Origin of the sequence: Donghicola sp. (assembly GCF_025210255.1) — a bacterium.
Classification (GTDB): domain Bacteria; phylum Pseudomonadota; class Alphaproteobacteria; order Rhodobacterales; family Rhodobacteraceae; genus Donghicola; species Donghicola eburneus.
Genome location: NZ_JAOARZ010000022.1, coordinates 13,997 through 31,251 on the forward strand (window position 1 = coordinate 13,997; position 17,255 = coordinate 31,251).

At 60.4% G+C, this 17,255-nt stretch carries 16 protein-coding genes; 14 read left to right on the top strand and 2 right to left on the bottom strand.

Features of this window, described 5'->3' with window-relative positions; translation table 11 throughout:
- Positions 1-49 precede the first annotated feature (49 nt).
- The gene (gene xseA / locus N4A58_RS07365; protein ID WP_293708609.1) at positions 50-1,594 is read left to right on the top strand and encodes an exodeoxyribonuclease VII large subunit; all 1,545 of its coding nucleotides are present in this window, start codon (positions 50-52) and stop codon (positions 1,592-1,594) included.
- Here xseA and N4A58_RS07370 read toward each other — a convergent pair.
- A complete protein-coding gene (locus tag N4A58_RS07370; protein ID WP_293708611.1) occupies positions 1,591-1,986 on the bottom strand; it encodes a hypothetical protein in 396 nt (131 codons plus the stop codon). The two genes, xseA and N4A58_RS07370, sit on opposite strands and share 4 nt — an antisense overlap.
- Before the next feature lie 112 nt (positions 1,987-2,098).
- Here N4A58_RS07370 and ftsY point away from each other — a divergent pair, with 112 nt between their 5' ends.
- The 3 genes from ftsY to N4A58_RS07385 all read left to right on the top strand — a co-directional run bounded on the left by ftsY (position 2,099) and on the right by N4A58_RS07385 (position 4,781).
- Positions 2,099-3,178, top strand: a complete 1,080-nt coding sequence (gene ftsY / locus N4A58_RS07375) for a signal recognition particle-docking protein FtsY (RefSeq protein ID WP_293708613.1) — start codon at positions 2,099-2,101, stop codon at positions 3,176-3,178.
- Positions 3,179-3,268: 90 nt separating this feature from the next.
- A complete protein-coding gene (locus N4A58_RS07380; RefSeq protein WP_293708616.1) occupies positions 3,269-4,171 on the top strand; it encodes an EamA family transporter in 903 nt (300 codons plus the stop codon).
- 4 nt (positions 4,172-4,175) lie between these two features.
- The gene (locus tag N4A58_RS07385; RefSeq protein ID WP_293708618.1) at positions 4,176-4,781 is read left to right on the top strand and encodes an inner membrane-spanning protein YciB; all 606 of its coding nucleotides are present in this window, start codon (positions 4,176-4,178) and stop codon (positions 4,779-4,781) included.
- Here the strand turns inward: N4A58_RS07385 and N4A58_RS07390 are convergent.
- Positions 4,778-5,959, bottom strand: a complete 1,182-nt coding sequence (locus N4A58_RS07390; RefSeq protein WP_293708620.1) for an NAD(P)/FAD-dependent oxidoreductase — start codon at positions 5,957-5,959, stop codon at positions 4,778-4,780. The genes N4A58_RS07385 and N4A58_RS07390 overlap by 4 nt on opposite strands.
- A gap of 125 nt (positions 5,960-6,084) precedes the next feature.
- On the opposite strand from N4A58_RS07390, the gene ftsW reads away from it, so the two are divergent.
- From ftsW to lpxC, 10 genes are all read left to right on the top strand, one after another.
- Positions 6,085-7,254 (top strand): putative lipid II flippase FtsW, encoded by a 1,170-nt coding sequence (ftsW, locus tag N4A58_RS07395; protein ID WP_293708622.1) that lies wholly within the window; start codon positions 6,085-6,087, stop codon positions 7,252-7,254.
- The gene (gene murG / locus N4A58_RS07400) at positions 7,251-8,336 is read left to right on the top strand and encodes an undecaprenyldiphospho-muramoylpentapeptide beta-N-acetylglucosaminyltransferase (RefSeq protein WP_293708624.1); all 1,086 of its coding nucleotides are present in this window, start codon (positions 7,251-7,253) and stop codon (positions 8,334-8,336) included. The genes ftsW and murG overlap by 4 nt, the downstream gene beginning before the upstream one ends.
- Positions 8,337-8,355: 19 nt before the next feature.
- Positions 8,356-9,753 (top strand): UDP-N-acetylmuramate--L-alanine ligase, encoded by a 1,398-nt coding sequence (gene murC / locus N4A58_RS07405; RefSeq protein ID WP_293708626.1) that lies wholly within the window; start codon positions 8,356-8,358, stop codon positions 9,751-9,753.
- A 15-nt stretch (positions 9,754-9,768) separates the two neighbouring features.
- A complete protein-coding gene (locus N4A58_RS07410; protein WP_293708628.1) occupies positions 9,769-10,041 on the top strand; it encodes a DUF2484 family protein in 273 nt (90 codons plus the stop codon).
- Positions 10,028-10,945: a UDP-N-acetylmuramate dehydrogenase gene (gene murB, locus N4A58_RS07415; protein WP_293708630.1), complete on the top strand. Its 918-nt coding sequence runs from the start codon at positions 10,028-10,030 to the stop codon at positions 10,943-10,945. Before N4A58_RS07410 ends, murB begins: the two co-directional genes overlap by 14 nt.
- A 126-nt stretch (positions 10,946-11,071) precedes the next feature.
- Positions 11,072-11,986 carry a D-alanine--D-alanine ligase gene (locus N4A58_RS07420; RefSeq protein WP_293708632.1) on the top strand — a complete coding sequence of 305 codons (915 nt, stop codon included), beginning with the start codon at positions 11,072-11,074 and terminating at the stop codon, positions 11,984-11,986.
- A complete protein-coding gene (locus tag N4A58_RS07425) occupies positions 11,983-12,840 on the top strand; it encodes a cell division protein FtsQ/DivIB (protein ID WP_293709276.1) in 858 nt (285 codons plus the stop codon). The genes N4A58_RS07420 and N4A58_RS07425 overlap by 4 nt, the downstream gene beginning before the upstream one ends.
- Before the next feature lie 5 nt (positions 12,841-12,845).
- The gene (gene ftsA / locus N4A58_RS07430) at positions 12,846-14,180 is read left to right on the top strand and encodes a cell division protein FtsA (protein ID WP_072707169.1); all 1,335 of its coding nucleotides are present in this window, start codon (positions 12,846-12,848) and stop codon (positions 14,178-14,180) included.
- 174 nt (positions 14,181-14,354) lie between these two features.
- Complete coding sequence (gene ftsZ, locus N4A58_RS07435) at positions 14,355-16,073, top strand: cell division protein FtsZ (protein ID WP_293708636.1); 1,719 nt, start codon at positions 14,355-14,357, stop codon at positions 16,071-16,073.
- Between the two features lie 218 nt (positions 16,074-16,291).
- Positions 16,292-17,212: a UDP-3-O-acyl-N-acetylglucosamine deacetylase gene (gene lpxC / locus N4A58_RS07440; protein ID WP_293708638.1), complete on the top strand. Its 921-nt coding sequence runs from the start codon at positions 16,292-16,294 to the stop codon at positions 17,210-17,212.
- Positions 17,213-17,255 lie beyond the last annotated feature (43 nt).

A 17,255-nucleotide genomic window follows, 5' to 3' on the forward strand; every position in this document is an offset into this window, starting at 1 on the left:
GTTGCTGGCGTTCTAGTTTGGGATCAACCAAAGAACAAGCGAGGCAAGTATGGACCTGTTCGAGGACGAGGCACCGGGCGGCAATGCCCCAGAATTCACCGTCTCCGAGGTGTCAGGCGCGGTAAAGCGCATGATCGAGGGTGAATTCAGCCATATCCGGATTCGCGCAGAAATCGGGCGGGTGTCCTTTCCGCGCTCGGGTCACGTCTATTTGGACCTCAAGGACGACAAATCCGTTCTGGCCTCGGTCATCTGGAAGGGCGTCGCAAGCCGTTTGCCCACCCGCCCCGAAGAAGGGCTGGAGGTTATTGCCACGGGCCGTCTGACCACATTCCCCGGCCAGTCGAAATACCAGATGGTGATCGAGGATATGCGCCCCGCCGGTGTGGGTGCCCTGATGGCCATGCTCGAGGCCCGCAAGAAAAAGCTGGAAGGGGAGGGGCTGTTCGATCCCGCCCGCAAGCGCCCTTTGCCCTATCTGCCAGAGATTATCGGCGTGGTGACATCGCCCTCGGGCGCGGTGATCCGCGATATCCTGCACCGCCTGCGCGACCGCTTCCCGCGCAAGGTGCTGATCTGGCCCGTCGCCGTACAGGGCGAAAAATGCGCCCCCGAAGTGGCCCGCGCGATCGAAGGCTTCAACCGCCTTACCCCCGGCGGTGCCATGCCGCGCCCTGACGTGCTGATCGTCGCGCGGGGTGGGGGCTCGCTCGAAGACCTTTGGGGCTTCAACGAAGAGATCGTTGCGCGCGCTGCCGCAGCCTCTGACATCCCGCTGATTTCGGCGGTTGGGCACGAAACCGACACCACTCTGATTGACTTTGTCAGCGATCGCCGTGCGCCCACGCCCACCGCCGCCGCCGAGATTGCTGTGCCCGTGCGCACCGATTTGATGTTTGCACTCGACGATTTCGCCGCCCGCTTGGGCCGCGGCCTGACCCGAGGGCTCGACCTGCGCGGCCAACGCCTGCGCGATCTCTCCCGTGCCTTGCCGCGCCCCGAGCGTTTGGTCGAACCTGCCCGTCAGCGTCTGGATTACGCGTCCGAACGTCTGCCCGCTGCCCTGCGCCGTAGCGTCGATGCGCGCCGCCTACGTCTGTCCGAAGCGGGCGGCTCCTTGCGCCCCGCCACCTTGCGCCGCGCCATTCAGACCGAAGCGGGCCGGACCACCAAACTGGCTGCGCGCCTGACGCCCGCTCAAACTAGGCTTATCGCCAACCGCAAAGACGCCTTCCTTGCCCGCGCGGCCCGTCTGCGCCCCGAAGCCCTGAACGCCGAGATTGCGCGCCAAACCGCAGATTTAGACCGTCTGACGCAGCGCTTGGCCGACAGCCACAAACGCCTGAGTGACAAACGCGCCGAAAGACTGGATGCAGCAGGCCGCCTGCTAGAAACCCTCAGCTATCGCAAAACGCTGGAACGCGGCTATGCCGTGATCCGTGCCGACAGTCACGTCGTCACGACCAAAGAGGCAGCGCAAAACGCAGGTGCGATCGAGATCGAATTCGCCGATGGCCGCATGAAAATCGGTGGTGCCGCGAAACCGGCGAAAAAGCCCAAGGACAGCGGTCCCGCGCAAGGCAGCTTGTTCTAGACCCCGACCTCTGGACCCGTGCAATAGAGCGGCCCTTCTCCCCGATCGACCTCGTACAGGCTGTCATCGGCAGGGTCGCTCAGAAAATCGGCACGAATGCCGGCGCCAGTTTCAAAGAACTTCCAGCACTGCGGTGTGGGGGTGTCCTGATAGACAAAGCAGATCGCGTCGCCTTCGGGATACCAGAACCCCTCGTCGCATTCGCCATCCAGAAAAGACCAGCGCACGCGGCGATCGGGCAGGTACTCTTCCGCGCCATAAGGCTCACCTAACAGACCGTAGGTCAGCACTTTGCCCTCGACGCGGGCGGCAAATTCCTCGGCGCTGAGAAGAGTTTCGGCGTGCCCGAGGGCGGGAAAAATCAAAGCAATAAACGTAATAAGGCGCAGCATAAAAACTCCGGAGGTTTGCGCGCAGCATAGGACGGTATTTTTCGAGTGTCCCGCGCCTTTTCTTTCATCCACAGAAGGTTTACCTCTGTCGCGGATAGAAAAAGGGGTGCCCATGGCGTTTTTCCGCAAGCTCCGCGACCGGATGTTCAAATCTTCCTCCAAACTCGATCAGGGTCTGGAGGCGTTGATCGAGGATGGCGCAGAAGAAACCACCGAGGCACAAAGCCCCGAGCCTACACCTGCACCCGCGCCAGCACCGGCCCCATCGTCTGAACCGGCACCTGCACCAGCGCAGCCCGCCGCGCCCGCACCCGCAAAAACGGGCATATTGGGGCGACTCACGGGTGCCGATACTGGCCCGAAGCGGACCCTCGACGATGACATGCTCGAGGAACTCGAGGACTTGCTCGTCGCTTCGGACATGGGGGTCGAAACCGCGCAGCGTGTCGCGGCCAACATTGCCCAAAGCCACCTTGGTCAGCGTGTGAGCCAGACCCAGATCAAAGAACTTCTGGCCCGCGAAATCACCCGCATCATGGAGGGCGTCGCGCGTCCCCTGCCGCTCTATCCCAAAAAGCCGCAGGTCGTTCTGGTCGTCGGCGTCAACGGATCGGGCAAAACCACCACCATTGGGAAACTTGCCAGCCAGTTCAAAGCTGCGGGCAAAAACGTGGTGATTGCCGCGGGCGACACCTTCCGTGCCGCTGCGGTCGAGCAGCTTCAGGTCTGGGGCCAGCGCGCCGACGTGCCCGTTCTGACCGCACCCGAAGGCTCGGACCCCGCAAGCCTCGCCTACGAGGCGATGACCAAGGCCGAGGCCGAAGGCGCAGACCTTCTGATGATTGACACCGCTGGCCGCCTGCAAAACCGCGCCGATCTCATGGAAGAGCTCGCGAAAATTGTTCGCGTGATCCGTAAAAAAGATCCCGACGCACCGCACAACACGCTCTTGGTTCTGGACGCGACGACAGGTCAGAACGCGGTCACTCAGGTCGAAATCTTTAAACAAATCGCCGATGTCTCTGGCCTCGTGATGACCAAACTCGACGGCACCGCACGCGGCGGTGTTTTGGTCGCGCTGGCGGACAAGTTCGGTCTGCCGATCCACGCCATCGGTGTGGGCGAGCAGATTGATGACCTCGACGCCTTTGATCCCGAAGATTTCGCCAAGGCGCTCGTCGGCCTCGAGTAACCCTTTCATCTTTGCCCAAATACTCCGGGGGAGTCCGCGATAGCGGGCGGGGGCAGCGCCCCCATTCCCGGTCCCCGAAAGGCGCACCTCTTGAGCAATTGGCTCCTCTCTCTCGAAGGCACCGAAGCGGGCCATCACCTCGCCCTTATCCTCGCCGTCTCCGCCGCAATCCTGCATGCATTCTTTGGCGCGCTGCAAAAAGGGCGTCACGACCCGTGGCTTAGCCGCGGCGCAATGGACCTAAGCTATGGTCTGATGGCGATGCCCTTCGCGCTTTTCGTCGTCCCGTGGCCCGAAGCGCATATGTGGCCAATCTTTGCGGGCATGTTCCTGATCCACTTGGCCTACAAAATCCTGCAAGCGATGGCCTACACCCGCGGCGCTTATACGGTCGTCTATCCCGTGGTACGCGGCACAGGTCCCTTGTTCACGGTCATCGGCGCATTTCTCATCTTTGGCGAAACGTTTGCTCCGGCCCAGTGGCTCGGGGTTGGCATTCTTTTGGCCGGTATCTTTGGCCTCGCGCTTTATAACTACATCCACATCGACGTGGATCGCGAGACACTGCTGCCCGCGTTGGGACTTGCCTTCATCACAGGCGCGTTTGTGGCGCTTTACACCACTTATGACGCCTACGGCATCCGTGCGACCGCCGACCCGTTCACCTTCTTGGCATGGTTCTTCTTCATCGACGGGATTGCGATGCCGATCTACGCGGCAAAGCGCTGGCGCGCGATGGAGGTGAAGCCTGACTTCGGTCCGCTCGCCCTCCGAGGTGTGATCGGCGGAATGGTTGCATTTGGCAGCTTCGGCACCATTATGCTGGCAACCCGTCTGGACAAGGTCGGCGAGGCTGCGGTTCTGCGCGAGACCTCGACCGTGTTTGCTGCCCTGATCGGATGGATCGTCCTAGGCGAGAAAGTCGGCCCGCGCCGCATCGCTCTTATGTCCTTGATTGCCCTTGGGGCGGTCGTCGTTGAATTCGGAGGTTAACCCCATGGCAGAGCCCAAACCCGTCAGCCCTATGGTCAAAGGCGCGCTCGAATACGGGCCGGTGCTGGCGTTCTTTGTGGCATATGTCCTGCTCAAGGATCGTACCTTCACCTTCGGCGGCGAGGAATACAGCGGCTTTATCGCCGTGACAGCGGCTTTTGTTCCGCTGATGGTGATCTGCTCGGGCCTCTTGTGGAAACTGACAGGCCACATGTCCAAGATGCAGATCGTGACGCTGGTGCTGGTGGTGGTCTTTGGCGGCCTGTCTGTTTGGCTCAACGACGAGCGGTTCTTCAAGATGAAGCCGACCCTGATCTACCTGATCTTTGGCGGCATTCTGGGCTTTGGCCTCTTGCGTGGTCAAAGCTACCTGCGCGTCGTGATGGAAGAGGCGCTGCCCATGCAGCAAGAGGGCTGGATGATCCTGACACGTCGGGTCTGCGCCTTCTTCTTTGGGCTTGCTGCTCTGAACGAGATCATCTGGCGCACCCAGAGCACGGAAACTTGGGTTAGCTTCAAAACCTTTGGGCTGACCATTGCGATTTTTGCGTTCTTTATGCTGCAAGGTAAACTCTTCCAGCAGTACGGGATCGAAAAGACCGAGGATTAATCCGACGCTGCAATGGCCCTTGCGCAGGCCATCGCCGAGGACCACGCCCACTGGAAATTGTAGCCGCCAAGCCAGCCGGTCACGTCCACACATTCCCCAATCGCGTAGAGGCCAGGGACATCCTTGGCCTCCATCGTTTTCGAGGACAGCCCATTTGTGTCGATCCCGCCAAGGGTGACTTCGGCGGTCCGGTAGCCTTCGGACCCTGTTGGGGTCAGTTCCCAGTTCGCCAGTTGCTCGGCCACTTCGGCCAGACGTTTGTCCGTGGTGTTGGCCAGTTGGTCCTGTAGACCCCAAGCCTCGTCCAGATGCTGCGCCAGTTTCTTGGGCAGGTGTTCGGCCAGCGCTGTGGCGATCTGGCGGCGGGGCATATCCGTGCGGGCCTGCCGCAGGATCGCCATCCAGTCGTTTTCGGGGCACAAGTTCAGGTGCACGCTGTCGCCCTCGGTCCAATAGGATGAGGCCTGCAGGATCGCAGGGCCGGACAGGCCCCGATGTGTAAACAGCACTGCCTCGTCAAAGCTTCCGTTTCCGGCACGAACACGGCTCGGAATGGCGGTGCCAGAGATCGGCGCAAAGGGCTGTGCACTGAACGTCAGCGGCACGAGGGCAGGGCGGGTCTCCGTGACCTGCAGGCCAAAGCTTTCTGCGATCTGATAGGCAATGCCGGTGGCGCCCATTTTGGGGATCGACTTGCCCCCTGTCGCCAGCACAACCCGCCGCGCGGACACAGTCAAAGGCTTGCCGCCCCTAACAAGACGCGCATGGAACAGGCCGTCCGATTGGCTGACGCTTTCAACTGCGGTTTCCAGCCACAATTGCGCCCCCGCTTTGTCCATCAGATCGCGCATCATGGCGATGATGTCCTTTGCGCTGTTGTCGCAAAATAGCTGTCCCAGCGTTTTCTCGTGCCACTTGATCCAGTAGCTGTCGACCAAAGACACAAAGTCCCACTGGGTATATCGGGCCAGCGCCGATTTGCAGAAATGCGGGTTCTGGCTCAGGAAATTCGCAGGTTCTGCGTACATGTTGGTAAAGTTGCAGCGCCCACCGCCAGAGATGCGGATCTTCTCTCCTGCGGCTTTGGCGTGGTCGATCACCAGTACGCGCCCACCACAATGGGCGGCGCACATCATTCCGGCCGCTCCGGCCCCAAGGATCAGCGTGTCATAGGTCATATTGGCGGATTGTCGCGAAATCGCCTTGGAATCAAGAGGACTCTGGCCATGAAGCAAGTTTCACGATAGAATCTCTTGCAGATCCCGCAAAGGGACAGGGCAGAGGCAAATCGGCAGGTCATCCCATGACAGAAATGGTCTATGGCGCAGTACGCGTCCAAACCGGCGAACCTATCCTTCCGCGATGGTGGCGCACGGTTGATAAGTGGACGCTGAGCTGCATCGTTTCACTGTTTGGTATCGGTCTATTGCTGGGGTTCGCAGCATCTCCGCCGCTGGCGGGGCGCAATGGCTTGGACGCGTTTTACTACGTGCAGCGTCAGGCGTTCTTTGGCGGCGTGGCGCTGACGGTCGCAATGGTGGTGTCGATGATGTCGCCCCAAGTGATCCGACGTTACGCGGTGCTGGGGTTTGTCATGTCGCTCATTGCACTGGCACTGCTGCCTTTTTTGGGCACGGATTTCGGCAAAGGTGCGGTGCGCTGGTACTCGCTTGGCTTTGCTTCGTTCCAACCCTCTGAATTCCTCAAGCCCCTGTATATCGTCACCGCCGCGTGGCTGATGGCAGCGGGGCAAGAGTTGAATGGCCCGCCGGGCAAGCTGATCTCCTTTGGCCTAACAGGCGTTATTGTGCTGTTGCTGGCGCTGCAGCCGGACTTTGGTCAGTCGGCGCTGGTGTTGTTCGCGTGGGGCACGATGTACTTCGTGGCCGGTGCGCCGATGCTGCTGCTTTCGGGCATTGCGGGGATGGTCGTCTTGGGCGGCATCTTCAGCTATCACAATTCGCAGCACTTCGCGCGCCGCATTGACGGCTTCCTGAGCCCCGATGTCGACCCGCGCACACAGCTGGGCTACGCGACCAATGCGATCCGAGAGGGCGGGTTCTTTGGCGTTGGCGTGGGTGAGGGCGAGGTGAAATGGTCTTTGCCGGACGCACATACGGATTTTATCATTGCGGTCGCAGCCGAAGAATACGGGCTCGTTCTGGTGGGCCTGATTATTGCGCTCTATTCCGTCGTTGTGGTCCGGTCGCTGATCCGCCTCATTAAAGAACGCGACCCCTTCATCCGCCTTGCTGGCACGGGTCTGGCTTGTTCGTTTGGCGTGCAGGCGATGATTAATATGGGCGTGGCGGTGCGGCTTTTGCCCGCCAAAGGCATGACTTTGCCGTTCGTCAGCTATGGTGGCTCTTCTTTGATCGCGATGGGTATTGCAGTCGGGATGCTTCTGGCGTTTACCCGCAAGCGGCCGCAGGGCCAAATCGGTGAACTTTTGCGAGGACGAGGGCGTCTATGACCCAACCACTTTTGCTGATCGCTGCCGGAGGGACCGGCGGGCACATGTTCCCCGCTCAGGCACTGGCCGAGGCGATGCTGGCAAAAGGATGGCGGGTCAAGTTGTCGACCGACGCACGGGGTGCGCGTTACACGGGCGCGTTCCCTGACGCTGTTCAGATTGAGGAAGTCAAAAGCGCGACCTTTGCGCGTGGCGGGGCGCTGGCGAAGCTGCTCGTGCCGTTCAAGATCATTGGCGGTATCATGTCGGCCCGTAGCGCGATGTCCAAGGACAAACCGGCGGTCGTTGTCGGCTTTGGCGGTTATCCTTCGATCCCTGCGATTTCGGCGGCGACTTGGATGAGCTTGCCGCGCATGATCCACGAGCAGAATGGTGTCTTGGGGCGGGTCAATCGGGTATTTGCTGCCAAAGTGAACAAGGTGGCGTGTGGAACTTGGCCGACAGATCTGCCCGAGGGCGTCGAAGGCATTTATACCGGCAACCCCGTCCGCAGCGCCGTTCTGGACAAAGCTGCCGCGCCCTATGTTGCGCCCGAAGGAGACGTCAGTCTCTTGGTGATCGGCGGCTCGCAAGGTGCGCGCATTCTGTCAGATGTCGTGCCTGCCGCGATTGCCGCATTGCCCGCCGATTTGCGTGGTCGGATCACAGTCAGCCATCAGGCGCGGGGCGAGGATGAAACGCGCGTCAAAGCGTTTTACCAAGAAGCGGGTATCACAGCCGACGTTCAGCCCTTTTTTAGCGATGTCCCCGAGCGGATGGAGCGCGCGCAGCTGGTGATCAGCCGCTCTGGTGCGTCTTCTGTTGCGGATGTGACCGTGATCGGACGCCCCGCGATCCTCGTGCCTTTCGCTGCGGCGACAGGGGATCACCAAACCGCCAATGCGCGCGGCGTGGTTGAGGCTGGTGGCGCCGTCGCTCTGTCTGAAAAAGAATTCACTGTGGACGCCGTTGCCACCGCCATCACCGATATTTTGACACAGCCCGCGCGGGCCCATGACATGGCCCAAGCAGCCCTGTCCATTGGCCGCCCCGACGCGACCGAGCGCCTTGTCGCGCTGGTCGAAGAGCTGGCACACTCCTGACGAAGAAAGACCTCTCACCATGAACGCTGCGACCAAGCTGCCCACCGATGTTGGCCCCATTCATTTCGTCGGGATCGGCGGGATCGGGATGTCGGGGATTGCCGAGGTTCTGATCAACCACGGCTACACCGTTCAGGGCTCTGACCAGAAAACCAGCAAAATCACTGATCGTTTGGCGGGCATGGGCGCGACCATTTTCGAAGGCCAGCGGGCCGAGAATCTGGAAGGGGCCGAGGTTGTTGTGATCTCTTCTGCGATCAAGCCAGGCAACCCAGAGCTGGACGAAGCGCGCCGCCGCGGTCTGCCTGTTGTGCGCCGCGCCGAGATGCTGGCCGAACTGATGCGGCTGAAGTCGAACATCGCGATTGCGGGCACCCACGGCAAAACTACCACGACCACGATGGTCGCTGAATTGTTGGTTGCTGGTGGGATCGACCCCACCGTGATCAACGGCGGCATCATCCATGCCTATGGCTCCAACGCGCGTATGGGGCAGGGCGAGTGGATGGTGGTCGAAGCGGACGAGAGCGACGGCACGTTTAACCGTCTGCCCGCTACCATCGCGATTGTCACCAACATCGACCCCGAGCACATGGAGCATTGGGGCGATTTCGACACCCTGCGCGAAGGCTTCTACCAGTTCGTGTCCAATATTCCGTTCTACGGTCTGGCGGTTTGCTGCACTGACCACCCGGAAGTTCAGGCGCTGGTGGGCAAAATCACCGACCGCCGCGTGACCACCTATGGCTTTAACGCCCAAGCGGACGTGCGCGCGATCAATCTGCGCTATGAGGCCGGCGTCGCCCACTTCGACATCCGGCTGCAACAAGAAGGCATGACAATCGAGGGCTGCACGCTGCCCATGCCCGGGGACCACAACGTGTCGAACGCTCTGTCCGCGGTCGCGGTATCCCGCCATCTCGGTATGAAGGTCGAAGAAATCCGCGAAGCGCTGGCCAAGTTCGGTGGCGTGAATCGCCGCTTTACCAAGGTGGGCGAAGTGACCGGTGTCACGATCATTGATGACTACGGTCACCACCCCGTTGAAATTGCCGCTGTTCTAAAAGCCGCACGTCAGGCCACAACGGGCCGTGTGATCGCTGTCCACCAGCCGCACCGCTACAGCCGTCTGCACAGCTTGTTCGAAGATTTCTGTAGCTGCTTTAACGATGCGGATGTGGTTGCGATCGGAGAAGTCTTTGCCGCAGGCGAGGCCCCGATCGAGGGCGCAAGCCGCGATGATTTGGTCGCAGGACTGATCCGTCATGGTCACCGCCACGCCCGCGCCCTGCACAACGAAGAGGATCTGGAGCGTCTGGTGCGCGAGCAGACCCAGCCCGGTGATATGGTCGTGTGCCTTGGGGCAGGGACCATCAGCGCGTGGGCAAATAACCTGCCGAACCGTTTGGCCGACTAAGAGGGGCGACAATTGATGACTGCCGCGGATCTGGGAATGGGCGCGGCATGCGTCTGGGTGCTGAGCGCCGCTCTGATGACCATGCTCTTCAAGGGGCAAAAGCTATGGCTCTGTGCATATGGGCTGATCGCGACGGGCAGTCCTTTGCTCGTCGCTTTGTTTTTCACGAATGGCCCTTGGATCGCGCTGGCGTTTCTGGCAGCAGGTCTGTCAATTCTACGCTGGCCGGTGATCTACCTGTGGCGCTGGCTGACCGGAAAACGGAGGACCCCCGATGCAGATGCCTGAGGTGCGAGGAAATTTGACCCCCAACCGTCCACTGGCAGACCTGACATGGTTACGGGTCGGTGGCCCTGCGGACTGGTTCTATCAGCCTGCAGACCTCGAAGACCTCTGCGCCTTTCTCAAGGCCCTTCCGAGTGATGTGTCAGTTTTTCCGATGGGTGTCGGGTCCAATCTCATCGTGCGCGATGGTGGAATCAGGGCTGTGGTCATCCGCATGGGGCGCGGCTTTAATGGCCTGAGCATCGAGGGCACTCGTGTAACCGTAGGTGCGGCGATGCTCGATTCCATGGCCGCGCGCAAGGCGGCGGCAGCGGGTCTTGATCTGACATTTTTGCGCACCATTCCTGGCTCGATCGGCGGGGCAATCCGTATGAACGCAGGGTGCTACGGGACCTATGTGGCTGACCATCTGGTTTCCGCGCAGGCCGTTTCACGCAATGGTGAAGTGGTCATACTGAGCCCCGAAGATCTCCAATTCGGATATCGTCACAGTCACTTGCCCGAGGGGTGGGTGCTGACCGAGGCGGTGTTCGAGGCGCCGACTGGTGACCCCGCAGAGCTGGAACAGAAAATGGCCGATCAACTGGCCAAACGGGATGCGACCCAACCGACAAAAGATCGCACTGCGGGAAGTACTTTTCGCAATCCCGCGGGCTTTTCCAGCACAGGGCGCGCGGATGATGTTCATGATCTGAAAGCATGGAAGCTGATCGATGATGCAGGCATGCGCGGCGCAACCGTAGGTGGCGCGCAAATGAGCCCGAAGCATTCGAACTTTCTAGTGAATACAGGCGATGCGACGGCGAGCGATCTCGAAAGGTTAGGCGAGCTTGTCCGAAAAAGCGTTTTCCAATCGAGCGGATTAGAGCTAGAATGGGAAGTGATCCGTGTGGGTGACGAAACCTAACCATCCTCGCGATTTGTAAGATAAATTAACTAAAAATCTGTGGCATTTTGAGAGCATTTAGGCTCTTGTGTTGGCAGTAGACAAAAACAGGCCGAAACGGCCGAGAATACAGAGGCAGATGTGGTGATGTCGAGCAGGGCTCACCCGACTGTAGCGGTGCTATTGGGCGGCCCCTCCGCAGAGCGAGAGGTGTCGTTATCCAGTGGAAAAGAGTGCGCCGCTGCACTTCGGGACGAAGGATTCGAAGTGGTCGAGCTGGATGCTGGCCCCGACCTGCCCACACGCCTTGCAGAGATTCGCCCTGACGTTGTGTTCAACGCGCTCCACGGTCGGTGGGGCGAGGATGGCTGTGTCCAAGGCATTCTTGAATGGATGGGTATCCCCTACACGCATTCTGGCGTTCTGGCCTCATCACTTGCGATGGACAAAGCCCGCAGCAAAGATGTGTACCGCGCCGCAGGTCTGCCGATTGTCGAAAGCGTTCTGGCCAGCCGTGATGAAGTCCGCACCCGCCATGTGATGCCCGCGCCCTATGTGGTGAAGCCCAACAACGAAGGGTCCAGCGTCGGCGTCTATCTGGTGATGGACGGCGCAAACACGCCGCCGCAATTGTCCGACGAAATGCCCGAGACCGTCATGGTCGAGACATATGCACCTGGCCGGGAACTAACGACCACTGTGCTCGGGGATCGTCCCTTGGCCGTGACCGATATTCTGACAGACGGCTGGTACGACTACAGCGCCAAGTACGAAGTAGGCGGGTCGCGCCACGTGGTGCCCGCCGATGTTCCCGACGCCATCCGCGATGCCTGCTATGACTATGCCGTTCGTGCGCATCAGGCATTGGGCTGCCGCGGCATGAGCCGCACCGACTTCCGCTGGGATGAAAGCCGTGGTGTGGATGGTCTGATCCTGCTCGAGACCAACACTCAACCCGGCATGACGCCCACTTCGCTGAGCCCTGAACAGGCAGGCTTCGCTGGTATGAGCTTTGGCGCCCTGTGCCGCTGGCTGGTGGAGGACGCATCGTGCAACAGATGACGCGCCGCGCCGATCCTGCTCCTAGTCGTTGGGCCTATAAGGTCCAGCGCATGTGGCTGACCCCCAGCTTCCGTATGGGGCTGCGCATGGGGTTGCCCGTGATGGTGGTGGCTTTGGCAGCAGCGTCATATCTGGGCAACGAACAGCGTCGCACCGATCTGTTCACCAGCATCGAAGCGGTGAAGCGCGACTTTCAAGAGCGCCCCGAATTCATGGTTCAGATGATGGCCGTGGATGGTGCGAACGAAAAGACCCTGAAGACGATCCACGAGCTGATGCCGGCAAGCTTCCCGCTCAGCTCTTTTGATCTGAACCTCAGCGACTTGCGCGATGAAATCCGCAAGATCGACGCGGTTAAGGATGTGTCCCTACAGATCCGTTCCGGCGGTGTCTTGCAGGTTGATGTGATAGAGCGCCAGCCCGTTGCTCTGTGGCGTGGGCCCGAAGGCGTGGAAGTGATCGACGAGGAGGGTGTGCGCGCGGACAAACTGGATGCGCGGATCGAACGTCCTGACCTCCCCCTGATCGTTGGGGACGGGGCCAACAAGAACGTCACCCAAGCGCTGGAATTGATTGCAGCTGCTGCGCCCATCCGTGAACGGGTGCGCGGCGTGGTGCGTGTCAGCAACCGACGCTGGGATTTGGTACTGGATCGGGATCAGCGCATTTTGCTGCCCGAAAAAGACGCTGTGCGCGCGCTGGAACGCGTGATCGCACTGGAGCAGGCAAAAGAACTTTTGACCCGCGATGTTTCCGTCGTGGACATGAGACTGGCCGACAGGCCGACAATCCGGATGACACAAGTGGCACGTAAAGAATTGCTGCGCGTCCGGGGGTATGAAGCTGAGGATTGAGGCAGATGATCGAGCTTTATGAAACACAGCGCGCAATGCGCGGACTACGGAAGGCAGCACTACAGCGTGGCGTGATCGCCATTCTGGACGTTGGAACTTCGAAGATCGCGTGTCTGGTGCTGCGGTTTGATCGCACAGATGCCTTTGTCGAAGGCGAGGATATCGGGTCCATGGCAGGGCAGGCGGGCTTCCGCGTTGTCGGTGCTGCGACAACCCGGTCTCGCGGCGTTCGGTTTGGTGAGATTGACGCGATGGCCGAGACCGAGCGGGCGATCCGCACTGTCGTTCAGGCGGCGCAAAAGATGGCAGGTGTCCGCGTCGACCACGTGATCGCGACATTCTCTGGCGCGCGTCCCCGCAGCTACGGCTTGGCAGGCGCGGTCGAGCTTGATGGTCAGCAGGTCAGCGAAGAGGATATCGGCAGCGTTCTGGCGTCGTGCGATGTGCCCGATTACGGAGCGGGCCGCGAGGTGCTGCACGCACAGCCCGTGAACTTCGCATTGGATCACCGCTCGGGTTTGAATGATCCGCGCGGCCAGATCGGCAATACACTCAGCTGTGATATGCACATGCTGACAGTTGATGCCAGCGTGATCCAGAATCTGGCATACTGCATCAAGCGTTGCGACTTGGAGCTGGCAGGTGTCGCAAGCTCTGCTTACGTGTCCGGCACGGCGGCGCTGATCGAAGATGAAAAAGAATTAGGTGCAGCATGCATCGATATGGGGGGCGGCACCACTGGCGTGTCGATCTTCATGCGCAAGCACATGATTTACGCGGACAGCGTTCGGATGGGCGGCGATCACGTCACCAGCGACATCTCGATGGGCCTTCAGGTCCCCATGACGACCGCCGAACGGATCAAGACCTTCCACGGTGGCGTCTACGCGACCGGCATGGATGACCGAGAGTTGATCGATCTGGACGGAGACTCCGGTGATTGGGAGCATGATCGCCGCACCGTCAGCCGTACCGAATTGATCGGGATCATGCGTCCGCGCGTCGAGGAGATCCTTGAAGAAGTGCGCGCGCGTCTGGATGCGGCAGGCTTTGACCATATGCCGAGCCAGCAAATCGTCCTGACGGGCGGTGGAAGTCAGATTCCCGGCCTTGACGGGCTGGCCAGTAAGATATTAGGGCAGCAGGTGCGGCTGGGTCGACCTCTGCGCGTACACGGACTTCCTCAGGCCGCAACAGGGCCGGGATTTGCCAGCGCAGTGGGGCTTTGCTGCTTTGCAGCGCATCCACAGGACGAATGGTGGGACTTCGACATGCCGGTCGAAAGATACCCCGCCCGATCATTGCAGCGCGCGATGAAATGGTTCAAGGATAACTGGTAAGCCCAATATCTGGTGCATTTAGGCGAAATGCCGCCTTTTGGGGCATCTTTGTGGCCAGATTTTGTGTTGACAGGCTGACTTTTTGGATGACGTCGCCGTTTATGGCGCGTAGAATGATATGTAATCAGGGACAAAACTGCCCGGTGGCACGGGCGACAAGCAGGCGGACAGATCATGACTTTGAACCTTTCGATGCCCGGACACGATGAATTGAAGCCCCGCATCACCGTGTTCGGTGTGGGCGGCGCCGGCGGCAACGCGGTCAACAACATGATCGAGAAACAGCTCGAGGGTGTGGAATTCGTAGTCGCGAATACCGACGCACAAGCCCTTCAGCAGGCCCAAGCAACCAACCGCATCCAGCTGGGTGTGAAAGTGACCGAGGGTCTGGGTGCTGGCGCAAAGGCAAGCGTAGGCGCTGCCGCAGCTGAAGAGAGCATCGAGCAGATTGTCGATCATCTGGCAGGCGCACACATGTGCTTCATCACCGCAGGCATGGGCGGCGGCACCGGCACCGGTGCAGCGCCGATCATCGCGCAGGCTGCACGTGAACTTGGTGTGCTAACCGTTGGCGTTGTGACCAAGCCCTTCCAGTTCGAAGGCGGTAAGCGCATGCGTCAGGCCGAGGAGGGTGTCGAGGCCCTTCAGAAGGTCGTCGACACGCTCATCATCATTCCGAACCAGAACCTTTTCCGTCTGGCGACCGAAAAGACCACCTTTACCGAAGCGTTTAGCCTGGCTGACGATGTTCTGTACCAAGGTGTCAAAGGCGTGACCGATCTGATGGTCTGCCCCGGTCTGATCAACCTCGACTTTGCGGACGTTCGCGCCGTGATGGACGAGATGGGCAAAGCCATGATGGGTACCGGCGAAGCGACCGGCGAAGATCGCGCCATTCAGGCAGCAGAGAAGGCTATCGCGAACCCGCTGCTGGACGAAATCAGCCTGCGCGGTGCGAAGGGCGTTCTGATCAACATCACCGGTGGCCACGATCTGACCCTATTCGAACTGGACGAGGCGGCCAACCGTATCCGCGAAGAAGTAGATCCCGATGCGAACATCATCGTTGGTTCGACCTTGGATACATCGCTCGAAGGCGCGATGCGCGTGAGTGTGGTTGCAACTGGTATCGACGCATCGGCCAAAGCTCTGGAAGAGCCCGCGCCCCGTCGTACTTTGGCAGAGCCGCTTACCCAGCAGGTGAGCGCTGAACAGCCTGCGCCCGCTCCGCAGCAGCCCGCGCCTCAAGCGCCGACTGCCGCTGCGCCGCAGCCCCAGTATCAGCAGCCGCAGTACCAACAGCCCGCACCGCAGCAGCCGACCAGCTACCAGACTCCTGCACCGCAGCAGCCCAAGCGCCCTGCGCCGCTGCCGCAGGAATCCTACCAGCAGCCTACGCAGCAACCGCGCAGTGCAGCACCTCAGCACCCCGCCGAGGATGTGCCCGCACCCGCGTACCAGCCGCGTGCCGAAGAGTATCAGCAGCCTGCGCCCGAAGCGCATCAGGGCGATGACTTTGTTGCGCCCCAGCGCCCTGTCGCAGGTGCTGCAAGCCCCGAGACGATGGCACGTCTGAAGGCAGCCGTGAACCACAGTGGCACCCAGCAGCAGCGCCCGATGGGCAGCACCCAGCCGCAGGCGCCCGCGCGCCCCGCTGCTCCGGCTGCGCCCGAGAAGTCGCGCTTTGGGATCAACTCGCTGATCAACCGCATGACCGGTCACAACGAGCAGCCTGCTCCTCCGGCCCGTCCGCAGCCTCAGCCAGAGCGCAATGCGCCCCAGACAGCGCGTCGTGTGGCACCGCCCGCGCCGTCGTTCGAAGAGGATGTTGATAACGATCCGGCACAAGACAAGATTGAGATTCCCGCGTTCCTGCGCCGTCAGGCCAACTGATCCGTGTGAATCGAAACATTCTAGGTCGCCTTCGGGCGGCCTTTTTGTTTTTGAGAATCAAGACATTGATCCTGTAAATAATCCTTAGGCGTATTTTTGCCCGCCTTTTAGGATGGGATGTTTCACCGTGTTGCAAAGATTGAATTGTGACTCTGGGGGGTGAGCGTTAACTGTCTGTTCAACAAGGCGATACATTCGCGCAGACAATTGGGGCCATTGTGCAAACCACGATCCGAAATCAAGTCAGCTTCAACGGCGTTGGCCTTCACTCCGGTCAACCTGTGCGCCTGACGATCCGTCCTGCTACGGCCGGACACGGAATCTGGTTCACGCGTACCGACATTGTGGACCGTGACCCACTGATCCCTGCACGCTGGGACGTTGCCGAACATTCGCCCCTCTGCACCAAATTGGTCAACACCGACGGCGTCAGCCTGTCGACGGTCGAGCACGTGATGGCTGCGCTGGCGGGCTGCGGCATTCACAACGCCCTGATTGAAGTGAATGGTCCAGAAGTTCCAATCCTTGATGGCAGCTCCGCCCCCTTTGTTCGCGGGCTTGTGAAGCAGGGCATCCGTATGCTGGCAGAGCCTCTGTTTGCAATCGAAGTCCTGAAGCCGGTGACGGTTGAGAAGGGTGACGCCACTGCCACTCTGACACCTGCCGACTCGCTGAAAATTGATTTTGAGATCGACTTCGCCGACGCAGCAATTGGCCGTCAGCGCAAGAGCCTGCACATGGCGAACGGCACGTTTGTCCGCGAGCTGTGCGACAGCCGCACCTTCTGCCGCGCCGCAGATGTTGAATTCATGCGTGAAAATGGTCTCGCGCTTGGCGGAACCATGGAAAACGCCGTAGTTGTTGACGGAGAAGAGGTTCTAAGCCCAGGTGGCCTGCGCCATTCGGACGAGCCCGTTCGTCACAAAATGCTAGATGCCCTTGGCGATTTGGCTTTGGCAGGTGCGCCGATCCTTGGTCTTTATACTGGATATAAGGCGGGCCACACCCTGACCAACATGCTCTTGCGGGCGCTCTTTGCCGATCCGACCGCCTACCGCATTGTCGATTGCGACGCGGCTTGCATCGCCCGTTTGCCCGGCGTTGGGCTGCATGTCTCGGACCTTGCTGCCGTCGCATGATTGCGTAAGGGTGGCAAAGGCATTTTGCACCGGAATTTTCTGT